The 11975-nt window shown below is 51.3% G+C and carries 8 protein-coding genes, 1 other RNA gene and 2 pseudogenes; 7 read left to right on the forward strand and 4 right to left on the reverse strand.

The features are described from left to right. A partial coding sequence (mscK, locus tag AU509_RS12780; protein WP_094118522.1) for a mechanosensitive channel MscK occupies window positions 1-3189 on the reverse strand: 3189 nt, incomplete at its 3' end. Window positions 3190-3304: 115 nt separating this feature from the next. Then, complete coding sequence (gene acrR / locus AU509_RS12785) at window positions 3305-3943, reverse strand: multidrug efflux transporter transcriptional repressor AcrR (RefSeq protein ID WP_085652954.1); 639 nt, start codon at window positions 3941-3943, stop codon at window positions 3305-3307. A 142-nt stretch (window positions 3944-4085) separates the two neighbouring features. Here acrR and AU509_RS12790 point away from each other — a divergent pair. From AU509_RS12790 to AU509_RS12815, 6 genes and pseudogenes are all read left to right on the forward strand, one after another. Next, window positions 4086-5272, forward strand: a pseudogene (locus AU509_RS12790) (efflux RND transporter periplasmic adaptor subunit). 16 nt (window positions 5273-5288) lie between these two features. After that, window positions 5289-8434, forward strand: a pseudogene (locus AU509_RS12795) (efflux RND transporter permease subunit). Between the two features lie 143 nt (window positions 8435-8577). Then, window positions 8578-8829 (forward strand): type B 50S ribosomal protein L31, encoded by a 252-nt coding sequence (locus AU509_RS12800; protein ID WP_085652952.1) that lies wholly within the window; start codon window positions 8578-8580, stop codon window positions 8827-8829. A gap of 18 nt (window positions 8830-8847) precedes the next feature. Beyond that, on the forward strand, window positions 8848-8991 hold the full coding sequence (gene ykgO, locus AU509_RS12805) for a type B 50S ribosomal protein L36 (RefSeq protein WP_085652951.1): 144 nt from the start codon (window positions 8848-8850) through the stop codon (window positions 8989-8991). 624 nt (window positions 8992-9615) lie between these two features. After that, the gene (tomB, locus tag AU509_RS12810; RefSeq protein ID WP_026738849.1) at window positions 9616-9984 is read left to right on the forward strand and encodes an Hha toxicity modulator TomB; all 369 of its coding nucleotides are present in this window, start codon (window positions 9616-9618) and stop codon (window positions 9982-9984) included. Window positions 9985-10037: 53 nt separating this feature from the next. Then, window positions 10038-10241, forward strand: a complete 204-nt coding sequence (locus AU509_RS12815) for an HHA domain-containing protein (protein WP_009114000.1) — start codon at window positions 10038-10040, stop codon at window positions 10239-10241. 353 nt (window positions 10242-10594) lie between these two features. Here AU509_RS12815 and ffs read toward each other — a convergent pair. Then, an RNA gene (gene ffs, locus AU509_RS12820) (signal recognition particle sRNA small type) lies at window positions 10595-10691 on the reverse strand. 163 nt (window positions 10692-10854) lie between these two features. Here ffs and AU509_RS12825 point away from each other — a divergent pair. Beyond that, window positions 10855-11175 (forward strand): MGMT family protein, encoded by a 321-nt coding sequence (locus AU509_RS12825; protein WP_094118523.1) that lies wholly within the window; start codon window positions 10855-10857, stop codon window positions 11173-11175. A 31-nt stretch (window positions 11176-11206) separates the two neighbouring features. Here AU509_RS12825 and AU509_RS12830 read toward each other — a convergent pair whose 3' ends face one another. Further along, a complete protein-coding gene (locus AU509_RS12830) occupies window positions 11207-11779 on the reverse strand; it encodes a YbaY family lipoprotein (protein WP_085652949.1) in 573 nt (190 codons plus the stop codon). Window positions 11780-11975: the final 196 nt, after the last annotated feature.

The following is an 11975-nucleotide window of genomic DNA, read 5'->3' on the forward strand; positions in this document are numbered from 1 at the left end:
CAGTCTCAGCTCATGATTGAGCGTGCTCGCGCCAAACGCGAGGAAAAACACCTGTGGTTCCGGATCGGTCATCACACGGGCATTTTCGCGCGCGGCCTGCAACAAAACGGATTTCACCTTATCCAAATCCGACCCGTAGGCTACACCGATGCTGATGATGACACGCGTGATGGTGTCAGACAGCGACCAGTTGATCAGACGCTCCGTCACGAAGGCCTTGTTGGGAATGATCACTTCTTTACGGTCAAAATCCGTTATCGTCGTCGCTCGAATTCTTATCTTGCTGACCGTTCCCGAAAACGTGCCGATGGTAATGGTGTCGCCGATACGCACCGGTCGTTCGAAGAGAATGATCAGACCGGAAACGAAGTTGGCGAAGATCTCCTGCAAACCGAACCCAAGCCCGACGGATAACGCCGCGACCAACCACTGGAGTTTGTCCCACGATACGCCAAGCGAGCTGAGGGCGGTCACCGCGCCGACGGAGGTAATCAGGTAGGTCAATATCGTCGTGATGGCGTAGGACGTACCCTGCCTCAGCTGCAGTCGGGAGAGCACCAGCACTTCCAGTAGCCCCGGCAAGTTGCGCGTCATCACGTAGGCAATCACAATCACCGCCAGCGACAGCAGCAGGTTGCCGAGCGTGACCGCTTGCAGGACATTGCTGCCGCCCACGGATGCGTTGTAGTGCCAGAGCGTGACGCTATCAAGGTAGGAGAATACCGTTACCAGATCTGCCCAAATCCCATAAATAGCGCCACAGAAGACCATCACCAGAACCATGGTGGTCAGCCGCAATGACTGCTGGCTGATTTGTTCCAGCGCCAGCGGCGCTTCAGGCACCGGCTCGCTCCCTTCTGCCCCTTCCTTCACCATATTCTGCCGTCTGGCCAGCGCACGACGATAAGCCAGACGTCGCGCGGCGACACTAAGACCACGGATCGTCGCCATATAAACCACATTCCAGATAATTAGCAGATACAGACTTTCGATCCAGCGCCCGGACAGCCGCAGCGTGGTATAGAAGTAGCCGCTAAACATCAGCACGATCAAAAACGGCGGCATCAGGGCGATCGCCGTGACGACGATCAGACGCATCGTGTGGCGATCCTTATCCCGCCAGCTGTCGCGGCAAAGCGGAAAGACCAACACGGACAGCAGTACCAAATTGAGGACGATCACCAGTTGCCCGATAACGTCGTCCACCAGATAAAGCGGTATCTGTTCGCCGATAACAGACCAAAAAATCAGCGGCAGCAGCGCACAGCCCAGTCGTAGCGTCTGTCTGCGATAGTGAGCGCTTAACGAAGGCGCCAAATTGAAGTGCCGTTCGAACATTCCCTCGGGCTTCAATCCCTGCCAGGCCAGACCGAAGACGAGCCAAAACAGCGCCAGATCCTGGCTCAGCAGCCAGGCGAATTCGCCGAGTTGCCCTCCAGAACGCTCCAGCCACAGCCCCACGCACATGATCATCAGCGTGACGGGCAGCACCTTAATCAGCAGTAGCAGAATCGTTTGCGGCGTATGTAGTTGGCTGTCTCGCTTAAGCTGCCCAACGTCTTTGGATAATTTGTCGAGATAGTGATCGATCGATCGACGACGCCAGAAGATCAGCCCCACCAACAGCATGGCGGGGAGCACATAAAGTAAGGACCGTAAAGCCCCCTGAACCAGCTGTTCCGATTTAACCCCAATGTGGAGGCCATGCAGTTGCTGTTTGAGCGAAGAAGGGAATTCTTTCAACCAGCTCCAGCCCATCGGCTTGTTGCTGTTCACCCAGAAGATCTGCTGAGTCAGCGTCCTTTGCAACGACGCGTTCACGCTGCCGAGCTGCTGTCGGTTAATTTGCAGGTTGATCGCGAGCATGAGCTGGTTGCCAAGCTGCTTGTTCAACTGATCGAGCAGTTCCCGGCGCATGTCCAGAATCTGTTCCAGCGCATCAGTCACTTCGCTATCGGATGCCGTGTTACTGCGCGCCAGCAGCTTCTGGATATATTCATCGCCGCGAAATAGCTCATCACGCTGCTGGTTGATGTCGAACTGTTCCAGACGCAGGTCGGCGATCTGCGTACTCATGTCGCTCAGCTCATCTGCCGAAGGCAGGTTTTGCTGTTGCTGGTACAAAATACGCGATAGCAACAGGCTGCCTTTGAGAACGGTCACCTGCTCTTTCAGATTACGCTCCGACTGCGTGGCGCGATCCAACCAGTTTTTCACCTGAATACTTTGCTGCACCAGTGTATTTCCGGCTTCAGTCGCGGTAATCAAACGCTGGCTGAGCTGGCGGTTGGTTTCCATTTCCGTTTTGACCAACGGATTTTCCTGAATACGCTGCAGTTCGCCGGAAGTCTGCGCCTCTTTGGCGGTTTTCTCAGATAAATTGAGGCGTTTGTGACTAACCACATTTTGCAGCGCCTGCACCATGCGCTCTTGCTGATTAATCTGGGCCGCCGTGTAATCACGCTGCTTTTGCAGCAGATCCTGCAGCGTCGTGTTCACTTCCAGACTTTTGCGCTGTTGCTCCATCTGAGCGCTCAACAGGGCCTGTTCCGTCAACAACAACGTTTGCTGGCTCGGCCGCAGCGTCACCTGACCCGGCTCCAGCCCATTAAGCTGATTGCGCAGCTGCTGACTGCGCTGAGAGGCCGTCAACATGGCGCTCTGCACTCTTTCCGGCTGCGTCTGTAGCGAAATCAGCTGGCTGTTGTAATTGGAGAGGTTTTCCTGCGCCGACTGCAGGCCAGCCAGCGTGTCATTCAGCCGCGACTCCAACTGTTTGATCGATAAGGATTCGAGAGAGGCGAGCGAGATTTCCGAGGAGGTGGCCAACGCTGCCAAATCATCGCTGGTCTGCCGCAGTTTGGTCGGCGCTTGCGCCGCCTGAAGTTTCAGTTGGGCGGTTTCCTGCTTAACCCGTTCTATCGCATCAAGCACATCGAGCGTTTTGGTGTAGTCCTCGATAACCAGTTTGTCGGCCGGGGACTGGCTTTTTTGTTTATTCAGCGTGTCGAGACGGTTTTGAATATCGCCGCGGGCCGGTAAATCATTGGTCACCGCCAACGCTGGCGTACACACGGCCAGCGCCAGACACAATACACAAAGGTGCGCCGACAGAGAACGCAGGGCGAAATCCGCCATGCGGCAAAAAGAGGAGTAGAAATGACGAAAAATTGGGAACCTGAAACTCATGGCACATCATCGTTTAAGCGGAGATATACCGAGTTTATCACGCCTCCGTCAGGCCAAGATATGTGAATCCGTGGTGAAACGTAACGGTATTAACGTTCTGTAAACATTTTCCAGGTCAATGAACCTGACGCATGGCAGGACTGAAACGCAGCATATCAATGAGGCCATCGATCAAAAATGGCGCTTCGGTACTTAATTCGAAGCTTTCCGGCATAAATAACCAGTTTTCCATCACGCCAGAGAGATAGGCACGAAGAGCAATGGCCGCCCGGTGGGCATCCATATCCTCAGGTAACTTGCCGGAGAGAATGCAGCGATTCAACAAAACATCCACTTTATTGTAACAATCAAGGTGGATTTCTTTGCGCCCATGGCAGGACGAGCGAATTTCACCGATAAACTCGCATTTATGAAATATGATCTCCATCATCGCGCGCCATTCGCCGTCGCGCTCGATCTGCTTCAACATATAAATAAGCACTTCGCGCATCACATGAAGTGGATCATCCGGAAATTTTGCATGATACTCAGTTTCAAAATCAGTCATTTTTGTTTCTGAGCGCGCCCAAATCTCGTTGAACAGTTCAGTTTTGTTTTTGAAATGCCAGTAAATAGCACCTCGTGTTACACCCGCAGCGACCGCAATGTCACACAATGACGTCGCAGAGACACCGTGCTCGGAGAAAAGGCGCAGTGCCGTTTCCATGATGTGCTGGCGGGTTTCCTCAGCCTGTTTTTTGGTTTTTCGTGCCATAGCATTATTTTAACTGAAAGGTGCGATTTACATACATTCGTGTATGTATGTAACATAGCATGAACTGGATATTATCGCAGCAATGGGTTTGGGCTTGTTATCCATTGATCAATTCTCGAATCGGAATCTTGAGGTTTATTTTATGAATAAAAACAGAAGGCTTTTGCCTCTGGCGGCGGTGCTGATGCTTTCTGGCGGCTTAGTACTTACGGGATGTGATAATAAAGGTGAGAGTCAAGGCAGCGCGGCAGGAAGCGCTCCGGCGGTAGATATTGTAACTATAAAAGCACAACCTCTGAATATCATCACCGAACTGCCGGGACGTACCAACTCTTTCCGCGTAGCTGAAGTCCGCCCTCAGGTCGGCGGCATAATTCTTAAACGTAACTTCGTGGAAGGCGGCGACGTCCAGGCTGGCGTATCGCTGTACCAAATCGATCCGGCTCCGTATCAGGCTCAGCTTAACAGTGCGAAAGGAACGCTGGCGGAAGCACAGGCTAACGCCGAAGTCGCGCGTTTGACCGTCAACCGTTACAAACCGCTGCTCGGCACCAACTACATCAGCAAGCAGGAATACGACCAGGCCGTCGCCACCTCCCGTCAGGCTGACGCCACGGTCGTTTCCGGTAAAGCCGCCGTAGACTCTGCCAAAATCAACCTCGATTACACTAAAGTCACTGCGCCGATTTCAGGCCGAATTGGTAAGTCCACGGTCACCGAAGGCGCCTTGGTTTCCAGCGCGCAGACAACCGCGCTCACCACCATTCAGCAGCTCGATCCCATTTATGTCGACGTCACACAGTCCAGCAATGATTTTTTGCGGCTCAAGAATGATTTGAAAAGCGGCACGATTCAGGCTGCTAACGGCAAAGCCAATGTCCGCCTGTTGCTGGAAAACGGGACCGAATACGATCAGCAGGGTACGCTGGAATTCTCTGATGTGACCGTCGATGAAACGACCGGCTCCATCACTCTGCGCGCCATTTTCCCGAACCCTTCTCACAACCTGCTGCCTGGGATGTTCGTCCGTGCTCGTCTGGATGCAGGCGTTAATCAAAATGCGATTCTGGTCCCTCAGGAAGGCGTCACCCGTACACCGCGCGGCGATGCTTCCGCACTGGTCGTGGGTGAAGGGATAAAGTTGAAGTTCGCACTGTCACTACGGCCCAGGCCATTGGCGACAAGTGGGTCGTGACCTCAGGCATTAAAACCGGCGATCGCGTGATTGTTTCCGGCTTGCAAAAGATCAAACCCGGTATGGTGGTGACAGCTCAGGAAGTCAAATCGGACAACACTCAGCAGCCCCAAACCCAACCCGCCAAGTCTTAACAGGAGCCGGTAATCAATGGCTAAGTTTTTTATAGATCGCCCCATCTTCGCATGGGTCATTGCCATTATGGTGATGCTGACCGGGCTATTGGCGATAACGCAGTTGCCGGTAGCCCAGTATCCGAGCATTGCGCCGCCGTCCGTTGAAGTGACCGCCTCTTATCCGGGTGCAGACGCCAAAACGGTTCAGGATACGGTAACGCAGGTCATCGAACAGAACATGAGCGGCATCGATAATCTGCTGTACATGTCTTCGAACAGCGACTCATCGGGTAACGCCCAGATCACATTAACCTTTGACTCCAAAGCTAACCCGGACATCGCGCAGGTACAGGTGCAGAACAAACTGCAGCTCGCCATGCCACTGTTGCCGCAGGAAGTTCAGCAGCAAGGCGTCAGCGTACAGAAGTCCAGCAGCAGCTTTCTGATGGTGGTTGGTTTTATCAGCGATGATAAAAACACAACCCAACAAGATATTGCGGATTACGTCGGCTCCAGCGTCAAAGACCCCATCAGCCGCGTCACTGGCGTGGGTGATACTCAGCTGTTTGGTGCCCAGTACGCCATGCGTATCTGGCTTGACCCTAACAAACTGACCAATTACCAGATGACCACGTCAGACGTGGTTTCGGCGATTACGGTTCAGAATACGCAGATTGCCGCCGGTCAGCTAGGTGGGACGCCGCCAGTGCCGGGGCAAAAACTCAACTCGTCAATTATCGCTCAGACAAGACTCAACAATACCGAGCAGTTCGGCAACATCTTGATCCGCGTGAATCAAGACGGTTCGCAGGTTCGACTGAAAGACGTCGCCAGAATCGAACTGGGCGGTGAAGACTACAGCGTCGTGGCTCGTTATAACGGCCAGCCGGCCTCCGGTCTCGGTATCAAACTGGCGACCGGCGCCAACGCGCTGGATACCGCTAACGCGGTTAAAGCCGAGTTGGCAAAACTGCAGGCGCAGTTCCCTGCGGGGTTGAAAGTGGTCTATCCGTACGACACTACGCCGTTCGTTAAGATTTCTATTAACGAAGTAGTGAAAACGCTGATTGAAGCTATCGTGCTGGTGTTCCTGGTCATGTATCTGTTCCTGCAGAACTTCCGCGCGACGCTGATCCCGACCATTGCGGTTCCGGTGGTACTGCTGGGAACGTTTGCCATCCTCTCGGCATTCGGTTACTCCATCAACACGTTGACCATGTTCGCGATGGTCTTGGCTATCGGTCTTCTGGTGGATGACGCCATCGTCGTCGTGGAAAACGTCGAACGTGTCATGGCGGAAGAAGGTCTATCGCCGAAAGAAGCAACGCGGAAATCCATGGGCCAGATTCAGGGCGCGCTGGTCGGGATTGCTCTTGTGCTGTCCGCCGTGTTTGTTCCGATGGCGTTCTCTGGCGGCTCAACCGGCGCAATCTACCGTCAGTTCTCCGTCACCATTGTATCGTCTATGGTGCTGTCCGTACTGGTGGCATTGATCCTGACCCCTGCCCTGTGCGCCACGCTGCTTAAACCCATTGATAATCATGACCACGGCAAAACCAAGGGCTTCTTCGGCTGGTTCAACCGCCTGTTTGAGAAGAGCACGCATCACTACACCGACAGCGTCGCCAATATTCTGCGCAGCACCGGTCGCTATGTGGTGATTTACCTGCTTCTGGTCATTGGTCTGGGCCTGATGTTCATGCGTCTGCCCAGTTCGTTCCTGCCTCAGGAAGACCAGGGCGTGCTGCTCACCATGGTGCAGTTGCCGGTCGGCTCCACGCAGGAAAGCACACAGAAAGTGCTGGATAAGGTGGATGATTACTACCTGAATAATGAAAAGGACAACGTTAACTCCGTCTTTACCGTCAACGGCTTCGGATTCGCCGGACGCGGACAAAACATGGGGATCGCCTTCGCCAGCCTGAAAGACTGGGATGAGCGTAGCGGAGCGGAAAATAAGGTCGATGCTATCGCTGGCCGTGCTTACGCCGCCTTTTCTCAGATAAAAGAAGGGTTGGTTATTCCGTTTAACATCCCTGCCATCGTTGAACTGGGTACCGCAAGCGGCTTCGACTTCCAATTGGTTGACCAGGGTAACCTGGGCCATGACAAGCTGATGCAGGCCCGTAACCAGCTGTTGGGGATGGTCGCACAGCATTCGGATACGTTGGTGAGCGTACGTCCGAACGGCATGGAAGATACGCCGCAATATCGTCTGGATATCGACCAGGAGAAAGCGCTGGCGCTGGGCGTTACGTTGGATGAGATCAACTCGACGCTGGCAACCGCGTTGGGCGGAAGCTACGTCAACGACTTCATTGACCGCGGTAGGGTGAAAAAAGTCTACGTTCAGGCAGATGCGAAGTTCCGCATGCTACCCGGCGATATTCAGAACTGGTATGTGCGCGGCACTGCGGGACAGATGGTTCCGTTCTCCGCCTTCGGTTCGGCCCACTGGGAATATGGCTCCCCACGTTTGGAACGCTATAACGGTTTACCCTCCATGGAAATTCTGGGTGAAGCCGCCCCTGGGAAAAGTACCGGTGAAGCAATGGCGTTGATGGAACAATTGGCGTCGCAGTTGCCTGAAGGGATCAACTTCGACTGGACGGGGATGTCTTATCAGGAACGTCTTGCAGGAAACCAGGCGCCCGCGCTGATTGTCATTTCTGCTATCGTCGTCTTCCTGTGTCTTGCCGCTCTATACGAGAGCTGGTCAATCCCCTTCTCCGTCATGCTCGTCGTGCCACTGGGGATTCTGGGGCGGTCGTCGCTGCCAGTATGCGCGGGTTGGAAAACGACGTGTACTTTAAGGTGGGGATGCTCACAACCATTGGGCTATCAGCCAAAAACGCCATCTTGATCGTCGAGTTTGCGAAAGACCTGATGGAAAAAGAAGGGAAAGGATTGGTAGAAGCAACGCTCGATGCTGTCAGGATGCGTTTGCGTCCCATCCTTATGACCTCACTGGCCTTTATTCTGGGCGTCGTGCCGCTGGTGATCAGCTCTGGCGCAGGCTCCGGCGCGCAGAATGCAGTCGGTACGGGCGTCATGGGCGGGATGCTGACCGCCACCATTTTGGCCATCTACTTCGTGCCCGTCTTTTACGTCGTCGTCAGCCGACGCTTTAGTAAAAAGAAGGCCGCTGAGAATACGGAACATCAGCCAGACCAGCACTGATACATTCCCTTCAGTCAACTTAGGCCGCTTTTAGCGGCCTATTTTTTTGCCCCCTCTAGCTCCATGTATACAACCCACAGTTGATCGGCGAATAAAAAAAGCGCAGAATAATGTTATGTTATAACATTAAACAAGGGCGTATTATGAAACCTAATATTCATCCTCACTACCGCACCGTGCTTTTCCATGACACCAGCGCCAACACGTTCTCCACCGTAGGTTCCACGATCGCCACGGAAAGAACGCATGAATATGAGGGGAAAATTTATCCGTATGTCACCATTGAAGTTTCTTCAGCCTCGCACCCTTACTACACCGGCAAACAGAAAGAGTATTCAAAAGAGGGAAGCGCAGCACGCTTTCAGAAAAGATTCGGCCATTTTCTTAAATTTTAAAGACAGGAGAAAAACGTCATGCAAGTATTAAGCTCACTACGAAGCGCCAAAAACCGCCACAAGGATTGTTTCGTCGTTAAACGACGCGGCAGAATTTATGTTATTTGTAAAAGTAACCCTCGCTTTAATGCTGTTCAGGGGCGGAAAAAGAAAAAACACTAATGAATAACTCATCGGACTTCTATGCTGTCATCAATAAACAAACAATTAAGTCTGAAAGAAATTCTCTTCTGCCTTAGGATTTAAACAGGCCTTAACATTTAAGTAACTCACTGACTATTAATGAATCAGCTTGTTTGGCCCTATCACCTTTAAACGCCGTCTGGCTTTTGACCATCATAGGGGAGCCAGCTCCCCTATCCCACCCGCCAGTCACTCAACAGATCTGAGATTCACGGATGCTATTTTTGTTACATTTTATATGGATACCTTACATTCAATGTCGGAAAAACTAATTAACATAGTAAAAGCGACGCGATTAAAAAGAGACGTTTAATAGTCTTGTGTTTCAATTAATACATTACAAAATTTAAACGGTGAGTTCGATAACAGCAATAGCTACAGAAAATGTCCGCGCTGTGCGAACCTACGCGTTCTTTGCTATAGTTGATGCAGAATGACTTTTACAATGACGTGAGGACATTCTTTACATTCACCGTGTTATCCTTGGTCGGTCTATTTGAGGACAGCGGAGTGTAATCACTCTTATGCAATTCATCGCGTTACCTGCCTCGGCAGGAGTAAACCCTAAGTAAGACTGAACCATGGCTTAACGGAGGGATTGAAATGGATGAGTACTCACCTAAACATTATGATATTGCCCAACTCAGATTCTTGTGTGAGAATCTGCGCGACGAAAGTATCGCGACACTAGGTGACAGCAACCACGGCTGGGTGAATGATCCGACCTCCGCAATAAATCTTCAGCTCAATGAACTTATTGAGCATATTGCGGCCTTTATTGGCACCTATAAAATTAAATACCCGGATGACGAAGAGTTGTACATGCGGGTTGAAAAATATTTAGACGATACTTATATTCTTTTCAGCAATTACGGCATTAATGATGCGGAGCTGCGGAGATGGCAAAAATCTAAGTCACAATTATTCAGAATGCTCTCAGAAAAGAGCAGCTATGCAACAGTAAGAACTTAAGCAATTATTTGCCTTATACTTATTTTAACCCAGGAAAATTCATAAAGGTTATTATGAAAAAAATAGATTACTTGATGCGTTTGCGCAAATGCACAACCATCGACACCCTTGAACGAGTTATTGAAAAAAACAAGTATGAACTCTCTAACGATGAGTTAGAAATGTTCTATTCCGCGGCAGACCACCGTCTGGCCGAGCTAACCATGAATAAGCTTTACGACAAAGTCCCTACTGCCGTATGGAAATACGTACGTTAATACGGATTAATCATCCACGGTTAAGCTAAAAGAACATTGAGCCGATATCATGATCGGCCTTTGTCTTATTAGAAAAATTAAGCAATATGCTAAAATTAGTAACAACTCATATGTACGTATTTCCGCCTTAATTCATCAGAAATAACTTAACACCCATTTTATTAAACAACTCCCTACCGATTGAGATAAGTCTTTTTATAAACTTACCTTCAATGGCATTGAATGTATGAACCTAATAATGTCCAATAAATAAAACATAAGACAACGCCAGATTCTTAAAAAAAGACCATCCGAAACGTAAAAGTAAAAAACAAGAAGGGTAAATAGGTAAGAAACATCTGAAATGGTGGAGGCCCCGCCAGCTACATCCCGGCACACACGTCGCCTGCTGCGGCTGCTTCCTTCCGGACCTGACCGAGTCCACAGGTTAGTGTTGCGGGAGAACCAACAGGGCCTCCATTGACGGCTCCGCACTGCGAAGCGGTGGGCATTATCAGCGATGGACTGGTCAATTGCAAGCCGACGCGGCCTAACCGCTGTTTTCTTACCCATAACCTGCTTGATACCATGTGCTATCGAACGCCCTCATGGCAAACAGGAGATTTCACGCGCTATGTCGCAGCACGAAGATAACTTTCGACAACGCGTTTTTCAGGTCATCGCAGCCATCCCCTTTGGTCAAGTCACCACCTACGGGGATGTTGCGCTCTTGGCCGGTTCGCCACGAGCAGCGCGTCAAGTGGGTGCGATATTGCGTCATTTGCCTGAAGGAACAAAACTCCCCTGGCACCGGGTGATTAATCGAAAGGGCGAGCTATCGTTGACAGGATCTGACCACCAGCGTCAAAAGCTGGCGCTGGTGGCGGAAGGAGTAAGATTTAATTTGGCGGGTAAAATTGATCTCAACCTCTTTCGTTGGCAACCAACGGCGTAAATCTGATAACTCGCCGCTGGTTAGCCTTCGATTACTGGATAGGGGTTACGTTTGTACCACCGACCGGAGGCACCGTGGCTCCGCTATGAACATCCGCTCCTGCTGCTAACGGCACAGAAGGATTCGCCGGGACAGGTACAGACTCCACAGGAACCAAAGTCAGATCGGCGGAACGAACGCCATTATTGATGACAGGAACCACGCTTTCAGTAATTAGCGTCACGCGATGATTGATAGCGACGGCCGCGCTCAAGAACACTCGCGCGTTAGGTTGAATATCGCTCGGGTTGTAGGGCAGAACGAAATGGAAAGGTGACTGTTTTCCGTGAGTCAACGTCACCCGCTGGGCAATAATTTTCGATGGGGCATCGGCCAGCGAGGCATCCGAAACCGTTACCGTTAACACGGCATCCGCTGGCAGTGCGATTTTTTGTCGAATATTCACTGTACCGGTCACGGAAGGCTGCGCAATGCCGGGTACATAGCTGCCGCTCGCCGGGATAGGGCCTCTGACATCCGGAGCTACACCACTATCACTTTTATCTGCACACCCAACCAAGCCGATCGATACCATGATACCGCCCAAGATATGCCATAATTTCATTTGGTAAGTCTCCCTTTATCATTTATCTGGCCTTCGGCGAAAACCGATGACCGCTAAGTAGCAAGAACCACTCGGCGTTTTAATTATGGTTCAATATCTTGATATTTTCATAAGGGATGACGGAAAGGACCAAAACAAAAAGTGGGGTCATGTGGTTAACGCCGCAAGGACCCGCAATATGGCGTACTACCGACAA

The sequence above is a fragment of the Lonsdalea britannica genome, assembly GCF_002111595.1.
GTDB classification, from domain to species: domain Bacteria; phylum Pseudomonadota; class Gammaproteobacteria; order Enterobacterales; family Enterobacteriaceae; genus Lonsdalea; species Lonsdalea britannica.

Coding starts and splice junctions, on each gene's coding strand:
- AU509_RS12825 (WP_094118523.1), top strand. CDS start 10,855: ATGTCGCAGCACGAAGATAACTTTCGACAACGCGTTTTTCAGGTCATC.
- AU509_RS12815 (WP_009114000.1), top strand. CDS start 10,038: ATGAAAAAAATAGATTACTTGATGCGTTTGCGCAAATGCACAACCATC.
- AU509_RS12830 (WP_085652949.1), bottom strand. CDS start 11,779: ATGAAATTATGGCATATCTTGGGCGGTATCATGGTATCGATCGGCTTG.
- acrR (WP_085652954.1), bottom strand. CDS start 3,943: ATGGCACGAAAAACCAAAAAACAGGCTGAGGAAACCCGCCAGCACATC.
- AU509_RS12800 (WP_085652952.1), top strand. CDS start 8,578: ATGAAACCTAATATTCATCCTCACTACCGCACCGTGCTTTTCCATGAC.
- ykgO (WP_085652951.1), top strand. CDS start 8,848: ATGCAAGTATTAAGCTCACTACGAAGCGCCAAAAACCGCCACAAGGAT.
- tomB (WP_026738849.1), top strand. CDS start 9,616: ATGGATGAGTACTCACCTAAACATTATGATATTGCCCAACTCAGATTC.